Source organism: Proteiniphilum sp., from assembly GCF_034927365.1.
In the GTDB taxonomy this organism is placed as follows: Bacteria; Bacteroidota; Bacteroidia; order Bacteroidales; family Dysgonomonadaceae; genus Proteiniphilum.
The window spans coordinates 29851-49105 of the sequence record NZ_JAYFQD010000012.1; the positions used below are offsets into that span (position 1 = coordinate 29851).

The following is a 19255-nucleotide window of genomic DNA, read 5'->3' on the forward strand; positions in this document are numbered from 1 at the left end:
TAATATCAGTGCGAGCTTTCTCGATCGTTGAGCCTTTCAAGAAACGGATTGTCTTTCTCTGGAATCATGTGTAGTTATAATGATTTGAAAAGTAATCATCTATGAAACAGTTTGTCGTATTTTTTATTCTGACTCTGTGCTATTCTTACACGCTACATGCACAAGATTGCATGTCGCTGGCGGGAGAATGGGAATTCAGGCTGGATTCAACAGATGTAGGAGTAAATGAGGAATGGTATAACCACGACTTTACAGAGAGAATTATATTGCCGGGTACCACTGATAATGCTCAAAAAGGTATACCTAATGCTTTACAGCCTGCCATTATAAAACCACAGGTTTTACATTTGACCAGAAAACATAGTTATATAGGTCCGGCATGGTATAAAAAGGAGGTGGTAATACCCGCCGGCTGGAAACGAAAAGATATTCATCTGAAGCTTGAACGGGTAATTTGGGGTACTACCGTGTGGGTAGACAACAAAGAAGTTCCTCAAAAGGAAGAAAGTCTTATAGCACCGCATTATTTTGATTTGACAGACTACCTGACTCCGGGTAATCATACGATCTGTCTGCGTATTGATAATCGAAAGAAGTATGATATTTCAATTGATGATAAAGGACATGCTTATACCAATGAAACTCAGATCATGTGGAATGGGGTTATTGGGGAATTGGCCTTAATTGCAGAAGACAAAGTTGCGATCAGCCAGATCGACCTGTTTCCGGATATAAGTGGGAAAAATGTACAGATAAAAGTCCATATCAGGAATAATGGAAATGTGTCATCCTGTAACTTGTCTGCTTCTGTGAATTTAAAAAATGGACAGTCGGTGCTTAATGAGATCAAAAAAAATAATATGCCCTTAACCCCGGGAGAGAATGTTGTTGAATTGATTTATCCGATGAGAGATTCATTTAAATTGTGGAGTGAACTAACCCCCGATTTGTATGAACTTGCAGTCTCTTTAAAAGTAAAAAAATACCATTCCTCCAAACGGATGACATTTGGCATGCGTGAGATAAAACGGCAAGGTGCATCTGTATTAGTAAATGGGAAAAAGATGTTTATGCGGGGTACGCTTGAGTGTTGTATCTTCCCGTTGACAGGGCATCCACCTATGGAAAAAGCCGGATGGGAGAAAGTGATGAGAACGGCCCGGGAGTGGGGTTTAAATCATCTTCGTTTTCATTCCTGGTGTCCTCCCAAAGCTGCATTTGAAGTGGCAGATGAATTGGGATTTTACCTTCAGGTAGAACTTCCTTTATGGTCGTTATCGGTGGGAAAAGATCCGGCAACAAGTGCTTTCCTTTATGGGGAGGCAGATCGGATTATTGCCGAATACGGGAATCATCCTTCTTTCTGTTTTTTTAGTTTAGGAAACGAGTTACAACCCGATTTTGAGTTTTTGAAGAAGCTATTGTTATATGTTAAAGAGAAGGATAATCGTCATCTATATACAACCACCTCTTTTACTTTTGAAAGAGGACATGGTGGTTGGCCGGAACCGGATGATGATTTTTTTATTACGCAATGGACGAAACATGGTTGGGTTCGCGGACAAGGAATTTTTAATGAAGAATCCCCGCGTTTCGACAAAGATTATGCAGAGGCCATAAAAGATATGCCGGTGCCCTTAATCACACACGAAGTAGGTCAGTATGCCGTATACCCTAATCTGAAAGAGATTGAGAAGTACACCGGCGTGTTGGACCCTTTGAATTTTAAGGGAGTGAAATTGGAATTAGAAAGAAAAGGATTGCTTCACAAAGCTGAAGATTATTTGCAGGCTTCGGGAAAATTGGCCGCACTTCTTTATAAGGAGGAGATTGAAAGGACTTTGAAGTCTCCCGGATGCAGTGGGTTTCAACTATTGGATCTGCATGATTTTCCCGGACAAAGTACGGCCCTGGTCGGTTTGTTGGACGCATTCTGGGACAGTAAGAATGTAACAGAGGCCTCTGAATTCCGTCAGTTCTGTGCTCCTGTAGTTCCTTTGATCCGTTATCCCAAAGCAACTTTCACCAGTAATGAACTATTTGAGGCTTCCGTCGAGATTGCCAATTATGGGAATACAAATATAGAGGATCAACCTGTTTCATGGGCATTAAAAAATTCCAAAGGAATCATTGTGTCTCAGGGGAAAATCGAAGAGGTGAATATGCCGGTAGGAGGTTGTGCGGAAATTGGAAATATCAGTTGTAGCCTTTCACAAGTGAAAAAAGCAGATGAATTCACCCTTTCTATTAGCCTTGACGGAACTGGTTACATGAATACATGGAGGTTATGGGTTTATCCTGCAGCCTTGGAAATAGAAAGAGAGAATATCATCATTACTTCCGATATCAGTGAGGCGGAGAAGGCTTTGAAAAAGGGAGAGAAAGTACTGTTCAACCCAAGGTTTGAGACATTGGTTGGATTGGAGGGGAAATTTGTTCCTGTGTTTTGGAGTCCCGTGCATTTTCCGAAACAAGCAGGAACGATGGGAATACTTTGTAACCCCGACCACAAATTATTTGCCCATTTTCCTACCCGCATGCATACTGACTGGCAATGGTGGCATTTGTTGACAGAGTCGAAAACACTGGTCATAGACAGTGTATACAGGGAGGTGGAGCCCATTATTGAGTGCGTGGATAATTTTGCCAATAACAGAAGGTTAGCAACGCTATTTGAAACCAATTGTGAAAACGGAAAACTGATCTTTTGCAGTATGGATCTGTTATATAACGAAAATATTCCGGAAAAAAAGCAGCTACTCTACAGTATTCTGGAATATATGAAATCTGCTGATTTTAAGCCTCAGAAAGAGACATCTTTTGGAAAGATAAAATCATTCATTGATCCGATTGAGAAAGAATATAAAAGGGCTTCGGCCATATCAATTTATTGAAACCGTGTTTTTATCAAACATTATTACCGATTAATATTTATCGTATGAGGAAAATAGCAATACTGGTACTCTTATCTTTACTGATAGGCTGTAGCATGGGTCAGAAAAACAATATTGACCTGGCGGGAGAATGGCAATTCAGATTGGATCCTGAAGATAAAGGGATCAAGGAACAATGGTTTAATGCTTCATTTGATGACCGGATAATACTACCCGGCTCCTTACAGGAACGAGGGTACGGTTATGATGTGGGGATAGACACGAAGTGGACCGGATCTATCAACGACGGATCCTGGTTTGATGCTCCCGAATATGAAAAGTACAGACAGAAAGGCAATGTCAAGGTGCCCTTCTGGTTGAATCCTGATAAACACTACGTGGGGGTTGCATGGTACCGGAAAGAAATTAATATCCCCTCCGGATGGAAAGAAAAGAGAATTCAACTTGAACTGGAACGTACACATTGGGAGACGGAACTTTATGTGGATGGCGTGAAATTGAGCGGACAAAATGGAATGTCAACTCCTCACCGCTATCTTTTGGAGGATCTGAAACCGGGTAAACATCAAATTGCCATACGGGTGGATAATCGGGTGAATATAAATGTAGGGGTGAATGCCCACAGTGTCTCCGATCACACCCAAAGTAACTGGAATGGCCTTGTCGGTGATTTACATCTTTCTGCAAAACCAGAAGTATATATCGACGATTTACAGGTATATCCTGATGCAGTTAAGAAGCAGGCAAAAGTGACCGTTAACCTGAAAGGTAATTCAAAGTCAGGCAAAGGAAAAATCTCCGTACAGATGCAAACTTCAGACGGGAAAGCTATTGGCAAGAGTGTTAATTCCGAATTCGATATTACGGATAACGAAACAGAGGTAAATGTCACGGTGGATGCAGGAAAAGAGGTATTGCTCTGGTCGGAACATTCTCCTAACCTGTACCGTGTAAAGACAGTGGTTACTTCTTCGGGAGGAAAAGACGAGAGAACGACTCAATTTGGGTTCCGTGACTTTCTGAAAAACGGAACACGCTTTTATGTAAATGGACAACCTGTTTTTTTACGGGGAACACTTGAGTGCTGCATTTTCCCGTTAACAGGTTATCCTGCAATGGATAATAACTATTGGACGAAAATTTATGGTGTTTGTAAAGAATTTGGTTTAAATCATGTCCGTTTTCATTCCTGGTGCCCTCCGGAAGCTGCATTTAATGTAGCCGACAGTATGGGGATTTATTTGCAGGTGGAATGTGGCGGTTGGACAACTGTGGGTGACGGTGGTGATTCCGATGAGTGGTTCTATGCTGAGGGGGATCGGATCCTGAAAGAATATGGAAATCATCCTTCGTTTTGTATGTTGGCTTATGGAAATGAGCCGGGTGGATGGCATCAGGTAAAATATCTGTCGGGTTTGGTAGACTATTGGAAAGGGAAGGACAATAGACGGGTTTATACGAGTGCCGCCGGATGGCCCTATATTGAAAATGCTGATTACTGGAATGCTCCCAATCCCCGTATTCAGGCCTGGGGCGGAGGATTGAAAAGCATCATCAATGCCCAGCCGCCTCGCACTGATTTTGATTATAGGGATATTATTAAAAAAGATATGCCAACCGTCAGCCATGAAATCGGTCAATGGTGCGTGTATCCTAATTTCAAAGAAATCGAGAAGTATACCGGTGTATTGAAAGCGAAGAATTTTGAAATATTTCAGGAAACATTGGACGAGAATAATATAGGAGACCTTGCAGATGATTTCCTGTATGCTTCGGGCAAACTACAAACTCTCTGCTATAAGGCAGATATCGAGGCTGCCCTCAGAACACCCGGATTTGCAGGATTTCAACTCCTCGACCTTCATGATTTCCCCGGACAAGGTACTGCTTTGGTTGGTGTAGTGGATGCTTTCTGGGATACGAAGGGATACGTCGACGGCAAAGAATACAGTATGTTCTGTAACCAGACCGTTCCGTTGATCCGTTTTCCAAAGATGATATGGCTGAATAATGAGATGATGAATGTTCCCGTTGAATTTGCTCATTTCGGAAAAGAGCCTATAAAAGAAGCCAATATCACCTGGACAGTTTCTACAATGGATAACAAGGTTATAGGGAAGGGGAATTTTGTGAAAGATTTGCCTCTGGACAATTGTATTCCGATAGGGAATATCGAAGTTTCTTTTGACCAGATAAAAGAACCTGCACAATTGACTGTTTCGGTGGAGCTGGCAGATAAATCAGTGAAAAATCAATGGTACATCTGGGTATATCCGGAACAAAAGCAGCCAGTCAATAATCAACCTTATATAACATCCCGTTTTGATAATTCTGTTATCGATAGGCTTAATAAAGGGGAGAACGTATTACTCCTCTCCCCCAAAGGAAAAGTATCTCCCAAAAAGGGAGGCGAAATTGAAGTTGGCTTTACAAGTATTTTCTGGAATACTGCATGGACACATAATCAGGCTCCTCATACACTGGGAGTTCTGTGTAATCCCAAGCATCCTGCCTTGGCCTTATTTCCTAATCAGGGGTACAGTGATTATCAGTGGTGGGATATTGTTTCCGACTGTAATGCGATGGTTATGGATGATTTTCCTGCCGATTTCCGTCCTGTCGTCTCTCTGATAGACGATTGGTTTAAGAACCGTAGGCTCGGTTTATTGTTTGAAGCGAAAGTAGGTAAAGGAAAACTGATGGTGTGCAGTTCGAGTCTTGAAAGGGATCCGATTCAATACCCTGCTGCAGCACAGTTTAGGCAAAGTATCCTGGAGTACATGTCGTCTGATAAGTTTAACCCACAAAAAGAGTTGCAACCTGAATTGATAAGGGGATTATTTTCAGAGAAATAAATCCTTTGACAAATTAGATTAAATTATTGATTATTAAATATTTGGATAATTCTTAATGGATTATCCCTGGGAGTCGTATCACATTGACAACCACTTTATGGTTGAAAATGGAGAATTTTAGTGGAATGTAAACAGGAATCAAGTACGTTTTTTATTTATCAATATTAATATTATGAGAACGAAAACTTTGTTAGGTCTCTTTGTCCCTCTCTCATTGTTCGTAGCACTACCGCTGTTTGCTGTCGGCAAACCATTGACAGTAGAGAGGGAAAATGTGCAAATCAGCCGCCAGTATGATACGGATGATGAAATGGCTGTGATAGTGACTGTTGGAATAGTACAACAAAACGAAGGAAAAGTCAGGGGGAAAATATCAGACACAGGAGGTGACCCACTTCCGGGTGCTACAGTGCAAATCAAAGGTAGCACGAAGGGAGTTATAACCGATGTGGATGGTAATTTTGTATTTGATGGCATTAAAGCCAATGACATACTTATAGTTTCTTTTATCGGTATGGAATCCAAAGAAATCGCCTATAAGGGTGAGATTTTCTTAAATATCGTACTGGAACCTAAAGCTGATGAATTGAAAGAAGTAACGGTTGTGGCTTTTGCGAAGCAGAAGAAAGAGAGTGTGGTTTCTTCCATTACAACGGTGAAGCCGGGGGAACTGAAAGTGCCGAGTAGTAATTTGACTACCGCTTTTGCGGGTCGTGTCGCCGGTTTAATTTCTTATCAGACGAGTGGTGAGCCCGGTAAGGATAATGCGAGCTTTTTTATTCGTGGTATTACAACATTTGGTGCTGATGCAAAAAAAGATCCTTTAATCCTGATCGACGGAATTGAATTGGGTACTGATGACTTAGCCCGTTTAAATACGGATGATATCGCCAGTTTCACGATCATGAAAGATGCAACGGCCACAGCATTGTATGGCGCACGTGGAGCCAATGGCGTGATCTCGGTAATGACCAAGGAGGGGCGTGAGGGTAAGATTTCTGTCAATGCCCGTATTGAAAATTCTTTTTCAACCCCTACCCGGAAAGTTGATTTGGCTGATCCGGTTACTTATATGCGTATGCAGAATGAAGCGATAAAAACACGTGATCCACTGGGTTTGGCTTTGTACTCCCAGGAAAAAATTATCATGACAGAGCGTGGTCAGTACACCGATTTTTTTCCTGCTATCGACTGGTATAATTCTATGTTCAGAGACTTGATCATGAATCAGCGAGCCAACATAAGTGTGAGTGGTGGCGGTACAGTAGCCAGATACTACGTGGCCGCAAATGTGACCCGGGATAATGGTAATATGAAAGTGGATAAACGCAATAATTTCAATTCGAATATCAATCTGATGAAATATACGATCCGGTCGAATGTGAATGTCAACCTGACAAAGACGACTGAATTGGTATTGAGGATGAGTGCCGCATTCGATGATTATTCGGGGCCTATCGGAGGAGGTACAACCATGTATAACTATGTGATGCAGGCTAATCCCGTTTTGTTTAAGGCATATTATGAACCGGATGAGAAGTATGCATATGCCAACCATATCTTATTTGGTAATTATGGAAGTGCTAACTATGTAAATCCGTATGCGGAGTCGCTGAGAGGTTATAATGAATACAGTAAGAATACGATGTTGACACAGTTTGTATTGAATCAGGATTTGAGTAGTATTACGGAAGGATTGACAGCAAGCATGCTTGTTAATATGGATCGCTATTCGGAGTATTCTGTGAATCGAGCTTACAAACCATTTTATTATAACATTGATTCTTACAGTTTACAGAACCGGTCATATAAATTGAACTGCTTAAATCCTACAGCAGGAACGGAGTGGATTGACTATAATCCGGGGGATCGTTATATCAATAGTAGTGTTTACCTGGAAGCCAAAAGTGAATATACACACCTTTTTGAAGAGAAGCATAATGTCAATGCTTTGCTGGTGTATACCATGCGTAACCAGAAATTTGGAATAGCCGAAAGCCTCCAACTCTCATTACCATACAGGAATATCGGCCTAGCCGGCCGTTTGGCTTATAACTATAATTCCCGTTATTTTGGAGAATTTACTTTCGGGTACAATGGTTCTGAACGATTCTCAAAAAATAACCGCTGGGGATTTTTCCCTTCAGGAGCATTGGGATGGATGGTTTCAAACGAGGAGTTCTTTAAACCGATAAAAAAAATATTTACACAGTTCAAGTTGAAAGGCTCTTATGGAATGTCAGGCCAGGACCAGATAGGTAGTGGCAGGGATCGTTTTTATTATTTGTCGGATGTGAATATGAATGCCAGTCGTAATGTAAACTGGGGAACCCAGATGAATTATAATCCCGGAGGTATCAGTTTTAACCGTTATGCGAACGATCAGATCGGATGGGAGACCTCTTATAAGACAAATGTCGGATTCGAGGCTATCACGGCAGTGGGGTTGTCTGCTAATATAGAGTATTTTACAGAACGGCGTGAAAATATTTTATTGGATCGTATAATCCCGGCAACAATGGGTATTCTGCCGGCTGTAAAAGCAAACTTGGGTAAAGCGAAAGGTCATGGCGTTGATATGGAGTTAAATTATGAAAAGAATATCAATAAAGATCTGTGGATGACAGGTCGTGGTACTTTTACCTATGCCGTTAGTGAAGTGGTAGAATGGGAAGAGCCGGATTATAATAAAACCCCTTGGTTGTCGAAAATGGGGAATTCTTTGGGGCAAACCTGGGGATATATTGCAGAGCGCCTTTTTGTAGATGAAGAGGAGATTAAAAATTCACCTACACAATTTGGACGTTACATGGCTGGTGATATCAAGTATCGGGATGTGAACGGAGATGGAAAGATTTCAGAATTGGATAAGGTGCCCATTGGTCATCCCACCACACCCGAAATCAATTACGGATTTGGACTCACTACAGGTTATAAGGGATTTGATGCTTCATTCTTTTTTCAGGGTTCTGCCCGTCAATCTTTCTGGCTTGACCAGAGTAAGATTACTCCGTTTCTGGATGGTTTTCCCAATGATGGTATGAAAGGCGAAAATCAGGTATTGAAAATTATTGCCGACAGTTATTGGTCGGAAAACAATCGCAATATGTATTCATTTTGGCCCAGATTATCCAATCAGGCGATTGAGAATAATAATCAGACAAGTACGTGGTTTATGCAGGATGCAACATTTCTTCGATTAAAATCGGTAGAATTGGGTTATACCATACCCCAACCATTGACGAAAAAAATCAAAGTACAGAACTTACGACTCTATGTGAGTGGAACCAACTTATTAAGCTGGAGCCGGTTCAAGCTGTGGGATCCTGAAATGGCAGGAAATGGTCTGGGTTATCCGATACAGCGTGTCATTAATGTCGGTCTTAATATAGGATTCTAGAATAAAAATTGAAAATAAATAATTTTAATCGTATGAAACCGACATGTTTAAAATAATCATTAAACACCCGAAGGGAATGATTATTTTAAATATCAAAGGTTCCATACACCGAAATATAAAAAATAAAATAATCGTATGAAACGAGCATGAAAACTGTTCTCACACAAGAACATGATTAAAAGCGAGTTCCATATGATACATTTGAAAATAAATAATTTTAATCATATGAAATTAATATATAAATATCTGGTATGTAGCTGTATAGTGCTTATCGGAACATCTTGTAACTTTCTGGATGTGGTGCCTGATAACGTGGCTACGGAAAAACATGCTTTTGCGGATCGCTACACAGTGGAAAAATACTTGGCGTCCTGTTATTGGAGAATACCTAAAACCGTTAATTGGAACGAGAATCCGGGAATTCATGGCGCTTTGGAAATGATCTTTAATACGGAATATAGTGGTTCTGTTGGTATGAGAATGGGGCTGGGATTGGATAATCCGACCAGTGCACTTATGAATTATTGGGCAAGTAGCTATTCTTTGTATGCTGGCATTCGTGATTGCAATACCTTTATGGCGGGTATCGGTGGAGTCAGAGATTTGGATGAATATGAAAAGAAACGGATGATCGCAGAAATCAAGATGATAAAAGCTTATTTTCATTTTTATCTATTGAGTTATTATGGACCAATTTGTCCATTGCGTGAAAGCCTTCCTGTAAACGAATCAACCCGGGGTGTACGTGTCTACCGTGAGAAAATAGATGATTGTTTTCAATATGTGATTGATTTAATGGATGAGGTGATCGAAAGCGAGGCTTTGCCTTTGATCTTCACCAATCCTACCACAGAATTGGGCCGATTTACCCAACCGGCAGCCTATCTGTTAAAAGCAAAGATCCTTTTATATTGGGCCAGTCCTTTGTTCAATGGAAACACCGACTATAACAGTTTCCTGGATCATAAGCGAGAGCCTTTTTTCAACCAGGTCTATGATGCATCACGATGGACTGCTGCAGCAGAAGCCTGTAAGAAAGCGATTGATATATGCGAGTCTGCCGGTGTCCGTTTATATCAACCTTCTGATTATGTTCCGGTAAAAAAAATGTCGGATCAGACACATTTAGTGCAAACATTAAGAGGAGTAATTACTGATAGATGGAATGTTGAACTGATTTGGAGTAATACCTCTTACCCGGCAGATAACAGCCTTCAACGTGAATGTCTCACCTATTTTGAATCTGCTTTGTCATTACATGCTTATCAAAAGATGAGTGTCCCTTTGTCTACAGTCGAGTGGTTCTATTCTAAAAATGGAATACCCATTGAAGAAGATATAACTTATGATTATGAAAATCGCTTTAATCTGCGGATAGGAGATGAAGAGCACCGTTACTATATTCAGAAGGGAGAACAGACAGCAGTATTGAATTTTGACCGCGAGCCTCGTTTTTATTCAACCTTAGGTTTTGACCGTGGTAAATGGTATGGGAACTCCTATAAGAATGTGCCGGATGATGACGCAGAGGCATTATATCCAAAAAATCGATTCGGAGAGTTCTCCTCAGCCGGAGACCCTGGACAGTACAATGCAACTGGTTATTGGCCTAAAAAACTGGTTTCTATCAATACTTCGTATCGGGATGCCAATAGCATAACATGGGAATCATATCCTTTTCCTGATATGCGTTTTGCAGACTTATTGTTGATGTGTGCAGAGGCATTGAACGAGTCGAAGGATGTTCCGGATGCAGAAGTATATCGATATATTGATATGGTGCGTGAACGGGCAGGATTGGAAGGCGTACTTCTAAGTTGGCAGAAATATTCTAACCATCCGGAGAAACCAACGACTAAGGCAGGAATGCGTGAGATCATTCAACGCGAACGTAAAATAGAGTTGGCTTGTGAGAGTAGTTACTATTGGGATAGTCGTCGCTGGAAAACAGCACAGGCAGAGCAGAATCGTTTGATCCAGGGATGGAATATAAATGCTTCCGACGCAGAGAACTATTATATGGTTACACCTGTGTATATACAGTCATTCTCTTATAAGAATTACTTTGCTCCATTGCCGGAATCGGATATCGTAAAGAACCCTCAATTAGTTCAGAATCCGGGGTGGTAGTTCCTTTTTACTTTAATAGATAATTTAAATGATATGAAAACTAAATATTTATATTTTATTCTATTGCTTTTGTTTTTTTCTTGTGCCGAGAAAGAATTAACGCCTATTAGTGATAGTTTGGGGAAGCCGGGAATTGTTACCGATATTGTGATTGAACCCTCACACGGAGGTGCTATGATTTCATACAAAATTCCCAATACTGAAGATTTGTTGGCTGTGAAAGGATTGTACACGGTTTCTAATGGTAAGGAACGAGAGGCGATAGCCTCCTTTTATGAAAATAAATTGCAAATTCAAGGTTATCACGATACACTGGAGCACTCTGTAAGGCTCTATGCCATCAATCGCTCCATGGAACTATCAGATCCGGTTGAGGTGAAGTTTCGTCCATTGGAGTCTCCATTGAGCATGGCAATCAGAACGACCACCATTGAAGCTGATTTCGGCGGGGCTCGTTTTGATTGGAAAAACCCGGTAAAGAAACCTTTGAATATTGAACTTCTGGCGCCCGATTCGTTGGGACGAATGTCCACGATAAGTATATTGACCAGCGATATAGACAAAAACACCTATAGTATTCGTGGTTATGATCCTCAACCATATAGGTTTTCCATGATCATCAGTGATAATTTCGATAATTTTTCAGATACGATTTCTGCAGAGGTAACACCTCTGTTTGAAGAGAGGTTGGATAAAAAGAAGTATTCTGTCATGCAATTGAATAATGACAAGGTTTTTACGGAATGGGGATGTTTAAATATTCATATGTTCGATGATGATTTCTCTACTTTTGGGCATACTGCCAATAATGCTATTCCTGCAGGATTGACAATAGATTTGGGAACAACGGCAAAATTAAGTCGTTTTGTCATGCACCAACGTATTTTTGGCGATTCTTATTATAATCACGGAAATCCGAAAAAAATGGAAATTTATACTTGTGATCATCAACCTTCTCAAAGTGGGGATTGGAGCGAATGGACAAAGATTATGGACTGTGAAATTGTGAAACCGTCCGGTTCTCCCGGTGGTACGGTGACAGATCTGGATATGGAAGCAGCAAGGAATGGGCATGAGTTCGCATTTGACTTGTCTCAACCTCCAATGCGCTACGTTCGTATACTCTTCCTTTCCACGTGGGGAGGAACATCATATGTTCACCCGGCAGAAATAGCCTTTTACGGAGAAGAACAGCAGCAATGATTGGTTCAATAAATTAATAATAAGATTATGAAACGAGCACGAAAACTGTTCTTATACAAGAGCATGATTAAAAGCGAGTTCCATATGATACGTTTGAAAATAAATAATTTTAATCATATGAAAAAAATATATGGTCTCATCGTATTGATTGTATCCGTTTTGTCCTTCTCTTCATGTGAAGACTTTATGGATGTACATAAGGAATATATCGAAGGGGGTGAAATAGTATATGCTCCTAAACCTGATACACTCAGTTTTATCGCGGGAAAGGAGCGAATTTTATTCAATTGCCGTACTTATAATGCTCCCAATGTCCGATCCATTGATGTTTATTGGAATGAAGGACTTGATTCATTGATTATTCCTGTATCATTGAAAACAGGTTACGATAGTATTTCGGTTATGTTGGATAACATGGAGGAAAAGTCTTATACTTTTAATGTTCGCACTACCGATAATTTTGGATATAGGTCTTTGTTCTTGACTGATTTTGGCACTTCTTATGGTACTCTTTATCAGTCCAGGATAGTTAACCGTCGTGTGAAGGGTATATCATTATCTGATAACGGGGGAATAGTGAATTGGTATTTTGCACCGGCCGGTTTGGTAAGGAATGAAATACGATATGTGAAAAGTGATGGCTCCCAATCTATCGTAGAACTATCATCAAAAAAAGATGTTGTTGAACTTCCTGATGCCAGATCCGGTTCTTTCTTTGAATATAGATCGTTATACATTCCTGAAAAACAATGCGTGGATACTTTTGCCACAGATTGGAGAAAATATGAAACGCCATTTCCGGATGAATACAAGTACAATACGAGTTCATGGAAGGTATTATCTGTCTCTGACGAGGCGGCTGATTACCGAGGGATTACCTTGTTAGATGGGAATTTAAATACTTTCTGGCATTCAGCGTATGAAGGGGGAGATGCCCCTCTTCCACATTGGGCCGTCATAGATATGCAAGCACCAAGAAAAGTCTCCAGGGTCGAGATCTATCGAAGAGCAGGAAATTCAGATACAAGAAGTGTGGAACTGTACCTCTCGGATCAACCCGACAGTGGCTCCGGCAATTGGGTAAAAATAGGCGGTGGAATATTCGATAATAGCGTTAGTATCTCAATTGCAATACCAGAGTCTCTTAATACTGGTGTTCACCGTTATTTGAAGTTACTTCTTCCGGATAGTAATAATAGATCGATTACAAGTATTGCTGAAATCTATATTTTTGGTAATTGATAATCATATATAATAAAACGTTTTATTGTGTTTTCGGAGTAAAACAGTATATTTACGCTCAAAAGATGGTAATCCGGCGAGCATGGTAGTCCGGGGGGAATCGTTATGCATAGGATGGTCTCCCCCGGATAGTTTTGGACAGGTTTCTTTTACAATGGTAAAAGCCTGCTAATTTCTTTTCAGGGAATAATAAATTAAAATATCATAAGAGAGAATATGTAGATGAAATTTCCTGCTTTTTTTATAATAACAGTCTGTTTTTTAATCTCTTTCTCTGATTTGAAAGCACAACAGGTAATCTCACTTGAAGGAGAATGGGCGGTACAGCTTGATCCGGATAGTATGGGAGTACAAAATAAGTTTTTTGAGAAAATATCCGGAGATCCCATTAAATTGCCTGGCACTTTGGACGAAGCTGGTTATGGTACTAAAACTATTGGATCGGATTACGGTATTCTTACCCGTAAACACAAGTATATCGGGCCGGCATGGTATAACCGTGAAATCATTATACCGAAAAGTTGGAAAGAGAAGGATGTGATTCTATATCTCGAACGAGTGATGTGGCAATCGCAGGTATGGGTAGACGGTAAAACAGCCGATACTCAGGAAGGATTGGGTACACCCCATTATCATAACCTCGGCAAACTGTCGCCGGGCAAGCATCTGCTCTCGATACGGGTGAATAACGATATGATTTATAATATCGGTGACAAAGGTCATAGTTATGGTGAATATACACAAATCATCTGGAATGGTATAATTGGTAAGATGGAACTGTTTCCTCAGGAGAAAATCAGTATCCATAATCTGCATAGCTGGCCGGATGCAGCCAATAATCAACTCACCGTGACTTTTAATGCCAAAAACGAAACCGGACGAAACAACGGGAAATTGCTCTGTCGATTAATTGATAATCAGACCGGAGAAACGGTAGCCAGCTTTGAGGAAATTATAACGAACAGCGAATCTATTTTTGCTTATCGGAAAACGTTATCACTAGACACACCGGTGAAAACCTGGGATGAATTTACTCCCAATCTTTATACGTTGAAGGTGACGTGGGAGCAGGGCAAACTGCGTGAAGAGAAAAAAGCGATATTCGGTTTTAGAGATATCACTACATCCAGGTCGAAAATCGAGGTGAACGGACATCCCATATTTATGCGGGGTAATTTGGACTGCGTGCATTTCCCGTTAACGGGTTATCCTTCTTGTGATGAGGATGAATGGGAGCGTATTTACCGTATCTATAAGTCGTATGGATTGAATCATGTCCGCTTTCATTCCTGGTGCCCTCCACAAGCTGCTTTTGCCGCTGCTGATAAAGTAGGTATATATATTCAGGCCGAGGTGTTATGGATAGATTGGTGGATGTCTGTTATTAATACTGATCGTCCGGAGATGACAACCAGAGGACTTCCTAAAGGATTGGGCTATAACCCGGGCGCCGATGAATTTGTGCCTGCCGAATTGGAACGGATGATAGATGCTTACGGCAACCATCCGTCGTTTGCCATGCTTTGCATTGGAAATGAATTGGGCAATTCGGACTTTGATGTGATGCAGAAATGGATCGAGCCTTTGCATGAAAGAGATAACCGCCGTCTCTATTCCGTTTCTACCGCCCGAAAGATAATGCCGGTGGACCAATATATGGCTACACATAATATACCCAATGTGGGTGGTACCTATGGATTGCGGGGAACCGGTACCGATTTCGATTTGGAGGCAAATTATTCAAAAGCTACTATCCCTATCATAGCGCACGAAGTAGGCCAATATCCGGTTTACCCGTTGTGGAGTGAGATAAATAAATATACCGGTGTATTGGAAGCCCGTAACTTGTCTGGATTTCTGGAGACAGCGCAAAAAAACCATATCGCTCATCTTGATAAATCTTTTCATGATGCGAGCGGATCCCTGCAAACTATTTTGTATAAAGCACTGATTGAAACGTTCTATCGTACTTCTTCCTGTGCCGGCTTTCAAATGCTGAGCATGACCGATTACCCCGGTCAGGGAGAAGCATTGGTGGGTTGGTTAGATGCATTCTGGGATTCGAAAGGGATTGTAACACCCGATGAATTCCGGTGTTATTCCAACAGTGTGGTACCGGTGGCACGATTCAAGGATTATGTATGGACGAATGATGAAATCTTTTCTGCCCATATACAAGTAGCCAACTACGGAAAAGAGACATTGCATGCTCCGGTGGTTTGGATGATCACTAGTGAACCCGGGAGATTAATAGCTTCCGGTGAAATGGAGGCTGTCATCGAACAAGGAAAGCTGAACGACGTGGGTTCTGTTCAATATGCCCTGAACCCTATTACCGAAGCCGGAAAATACAGACTGGCTGTGACGGTAAAGGGTCAACCTTACCATAATCAATGGGATTTCTGGGTATATCCGCCTGTGATACCGTCTGAATCATCGGTCTTAGTCAAAGAGGAACTGGATGATGAAGCTATAGAGGTGTTGAATAATGGAGGAAAAGTATTGTTGTTGGCACATCAACTCGGCAAACAGAATAACACCTACGAGTTACATTTTACTCCGTTATTTTGGTCGAACTCCTTTTTTCCCGGGCAGAATAATAAGCTGTTGGGGATGTACATCCATAAATCACATCCTGCACTGGAACGGTTCCCTACTGATAATTTCAATAACTGGCAGTGGCAGCCGGTAAGCAAAGGACGTGCATTTATCATCAATAAGCATGAAAATCTGGAGCCTATTGTGCAGCCTATCAGTGACTTCCATATCAATGACAAACTGGCTTCCATTTTTGAATGTAAGATCGGTAACGGAAAAATGCTGGTATGCGGGCACGATCTGACGGTCGATTCACCCGTTGCGGCACAATTGAAAAAAAGCCTTCTGGACTATATGGGGCAGTCTAATTTTAATCCCAATTATCTGTTGGACGAAGAGAAAGCCCTTACAATGTTCGATTACACGCCAAAGGCCGAAACTGTGGTTCCTGCCGAATTTAAAGATGCCTTACTCTACGTTTCCTGTGGAGAGAAAAAGGAAACTAATGGTGGTGATCCCTGGCAAAAGGTATTGGATAAGGTTGAGGTGCTTGATAATGGCATGGACTACGAGGTCATTTGCGACAATGTGTGGCGTGATGAGAAAGGTGTGGCATGGACGGGAAGAGAAATTACTGTGGAACTGAGAACCCCCAATGGTATTATCGGAGATCTCTATATACAGTTTGAAGATTGGAACAATCAAAATCGAGCCGGGATCATCTCGGTGGAAGGCCGTGATTTCATCCTCGACGAACTGAAAGGGCAGAGTCGTTGGGTGAAACTCTTTGTGATGCGTGAAGATACCAACAAAGGAAAAATCACCTTTAAGGCAAAAGTGACCAAAGGGGGTAATCTGATGATTGGAAAGTTAGTGTTTGTAAAGAATTGAACGGCTCTGATCTCTATCCAGACAGTGCTTTCATAAGAGAATTTTATGTGTCTAATCATGACCAGTTCAATCCTAAGAAGAGAATTTGACTGATCAGTCTCTGTCATGGGTTATATTTCTGCCTGTACTCTTTAGGTGTTAAACGTGTCTCTTTCTTGAATGCTTTTGAAAAATGAAAAGGATCATAGTATCCAAGTCGAAAAGCAACCTCTTTGATCTTTAAGTCCGAAAACTGTAGGTATGAGCATGCACGTTGAATTTTGAGCTGGTTATAATATCCCATCGGAGAATAGGATGTTTTTTTCTGGAATATATTTCCAAAATGGGAAGGGGAGTAACCCAGATGCTGGGCAATATCTTCGAGATCAATGTTTTGTTCGAGGTTGTTTTTCATGAAAAGAATACTCTTCTGAATGACATCCATCTCCTTTGTATTCTTGATTTCCCTGAATTGCGTGATATACTTGATGGATGCCAGAAGGTAGGAAAGACAGTAACTGGTATATTCCAGATTGTCCGGATTATATCCCATATCTAAATTTTGATATATTTCCTCGAAGAGGGCAAGTCTGTCTTCGATACGGCCACTATGTGATTCTCCGGTATCTATTTTTTTTCCAATAATAGAAAAAAACATATCTGTATCTTCTCCATTAAAATGAATCCAGTAAATACTCCAGGGATCACGCGTATCTGCCGCGTAGGCATGTGCTTCATTCTTGGGTAAGATAAATAACTGATTCCTGTGCAATAATACTTTCTCATCCTTATACATTATCCATCCTTTGCCGTTTTCACAGTAAATGAGAATATTTTGATCCGCACCGTTGGTTCTTTCCCTGAAGTGATACTTTGCCTTGGGGTAATAGCCAATATGGGTTACGTGCAAATGTCTGGTTGCACTATTTGTTTTCATGTAGTCGCGAACATTATAAGGAAGTATGATCGCTTTTTCGTTTTTAAATCCATCTGCTATTTTCTCAATCATGATATTTTACATTTATATAGTGATATTTTACATATTTATGCGTATCTGACTGATATACTTTTGAATTATCTTCAAAAATAGTTTTTTTTTACATCTAATGCAAAAGATAATACATTTTAATCTTTTTCTATTCAATTTATTTTGTAAAAAAATAGGAGTGATTTGGCCTATAAGAATATTCGGTTATTACGGGGAACTTATTCTAAATTACCCAAAACATTTGATAACAGGAGATAGGGATGTGTAAAATTGAATCGGAAGAATTTGGTGTAATCGACGGAAAGCTTGCCTATCTTTTCAGGTTAATCAATAAAAGAGGGGTGTTCGTTGAAATTATCAGTTATGGAGCGATTATAAAATCGATGAATCTACCTCAGGAAGATGGGGTGTGCGGTAATATTATCCTTGGTTATGACAGGCTTGAGGAGTATGTCTCTGATAAGAACTACCTTGGAGCCACGATCGGGCGTTATGCCAATCGGATTTCCAATGCATCATTCATGATGGACGGAGCATCTTACCTTTTGGATAAAAATGATGGTTTGAATTGCAATCATGGAGGATTTTCCGGATTCCACAAAAAGATATTTGATCATAAGATCGAAGATGAGAAACTGGTATTAAGCGTCGATAGTGTGGATGGAGAAGGAGGATTTCCCGGAAATATAACGCTGACCGTTACTTATCAGTTGACAGATCAAAATGAACTGTTTATCGGTTATCATGCCTCCACCGATAGAAAAACACCGGTAAATATCACCAATCATGCTTATTTCAATTTATCCGGAGATGAAACAATATGGGATCATCAATTAAAAATTGAGTCCGATAGGATGCTCGAATCCAATGATAATTTTATACCCACGGGAACTTATATTGACATCAAAAATAATCCGGGTTTTGATTTTCGGGAATTCAAAACGATAAGAGAAAATATGAGTTTGAAGAAGGAAAAAATAGAAGGGTATAATTCATGCGAATCAGTATTTAAAAAATTAGATAAATGAATGCGATGGCGATTTTTCCCATCGTATGTATAAGTAATCCTTTTGTGGATCTTACTTTTTGCGCTCTTTGAATAGTTGTTTTTTCATTCAGCCAGTTGAAGAATGAC

The 19255-nt window shown here is 40.5% G+C and carries 9 protein-coding genes and 1 pseudogene; 8 read left to right on the top strand and 2 right to left on the bottom strand.

Annotated elements, in window-relative coordinates; translation table 11 throughout:
• Positions 1-101: 101 nt before the first annotated feature.
• The 7 genes from VB073_RS09165 to VB073_RS09195 all read left to right on the top strand — a co-directional run bounded on the left by VB073_RS09165 (position 102) and on the right by VB073_RS09195 (position 17153).
• Positions 102-2894, top strand: coding sequence for a sugar-binding domain-containing protein (locus VB073_RS09165; protein WP_323403863.1), 2793 nt, complete (start codon positions 102-104; stop codon positions 2892-2894).
• A gap of 44 nt (positions 2895-2938) precedes the next feature.
• Positions 2939-5749 (top strand): sugar-binding domain-containing protein, encoded by a 2811-nt coding sequence (locus VB073_RS09170; protein ID WP_323403864.1) that lies wholly within the window; start codon positions 2939-2941, stop codon positions 5747-5749.
• A 172-nt stretch (positions 5750-5921) separates the two neighbouring features.
• Positions 5922-9149, top strand: a complete 3228-nt coding sequence (locus VB073_RS09175) for a TonB-dependent receptor (protein ID WP_323403865.1) — start codon at positions 5922-5924, stop codon at positions 9147-9149.
• A 225-nt stretch (positions 9150-9374) separates the two neighbouring features.
• Positions 9375-11279 (top strand): RagB/SusD family nutrient uptake outer membrane protein, encoded by a 1905-nt coding sequence (locus VB073_RS09180; RefSeq protein WP_323403866.1) that lies wholly within the window; start codon positions 9375-9377, stop codon positions 11277-11279.
• Positions 11280-11312: 33 nt separating this feature from the next.
• Positions 11313-12482 (top strand): DUF5000 domain-containing lipoprotein, encoded by a 1170-nt coding sequence (locus tag VB073_RS09185; RefSeq protein WP_323403867.1) that lies wholly within the window; start codon positions 11313-11315, stop codon positions 12480-12482.
• Positions 12483-12599: 117 nt separating this feature from the next.
• Positions 12600-13724: a DUF4998 domain-containing protein gene (locus VB073_RS09190; RefSeq protein WP_323403868.1), complete on the top strand. Its 1125-nt coding sequence runs from the start codon at positions 12600-12602 to the stop codon at positions 13722-13724.
• A gap of 279 nt (positions 13725-14003) precedes the next feature.
• On the top strand, positions 14004-17153 hold the full coding sequence (locus VB073_RS09195; RefSeq protein WP_323403869.1) for a sugar-binding domain-containing protein: 3150 nt from the start codon (positions 14004-14006) through the stop codon (positions 17151-17153).
• Positions 17154-17256: 103 nt separating this feature from the next.
• Here the strand turns inward: VB073_RS09195 and VB073_RS09200 are convergent, their stop codons facing one another.
• On the bottom strand, positions 17257-18141 hold the full coding sequence (locus tag VB073_RS09200; RefSeq protein WP_323403870.1) for an AraC family transcriptional regulator: 885 nt from the start codon (positions 18139-18141) through the stop codon (positions 17257-17259).
• Positions 18142-18380: 239 nt separating this feature from the next.
• Here VB073_RS09200 and VB073_RS09205 point away from each other — a divergent pair, with 239 nt between their 5' ends.
• A complete protein-coding gene (locus tag VB073_RS09205; protein WP_323403871.1) occupies positions 18381-19148 on the top strand; it encodes an aldose epimerase family protein in 768 nt (255 codons plus the stop codon).
• Here VB073_RS09205 and VB073_RS09210 read toward each other — a convergent pair.
• A pseudogene (locus VB073_RS09210) lies at positions 19129-19255 on the bottom strand (transposase); the annotation flags it as partial. The gene VB073_RS09205 and the pseudogene VB073_RS09210 overlap by 20 nt on opposite strands.

Coding starts and splice junctions, on each gene's coding strand:
- VB073_RS09190 (WP_323403868.1), top strand. CDS start 12,600: ATGAAAAAAATATATGGTCTCATCGTATTGATTGTATCCGTTTTGTCC.
- VB073_RS09175 (WP_323403865.1), top strand. CDS start 5,922: ATGAGAACGAAAACTTTGTTAGGTCTCTTTGTCCCTCTCTCATTGTTC.
- VB073_RS09200 (WP_323403870.1), bottom strand. CDS start 18,141: ATGATTGAGAAAATAGCAGATGGATTTAAAAACGAAAAAGCGATCATA.
- VB073_RS09180 (WP_323403866.1), top strand. CDS start 9,375: ATGAAATTAATATATAAATATCTGGTATGTAGCTGTATAGTGCTTATC.
- VB073_RS09205 (WP_323403871.1), top strand. CDS start 18,381: ATGTGTAAAATTGAATCGGAAGAATTTGGTGTAATCGACGGAAAGCTT.
- VB073_RS09165 (WP_323403863.1), top strand. CDS start 102: ATGAAACAGTTTGTCGTATTTTTTATTCTGACTCTGTGCTATTCTTAC.
- VB073_RS09170 (WP_323403864.1), top strand. CDS start 2,939: ATGAGGAAAATAGCAATACTGGTACTCTTATCTTTACTGATAGGCTGT.
- VB073_RS09185 (WP_323403867.1), top strand. CDS start 11,313: ATGAAAACTAAATATTTATATTTTATTCTATTGCTTTTGTTTTTTTCT.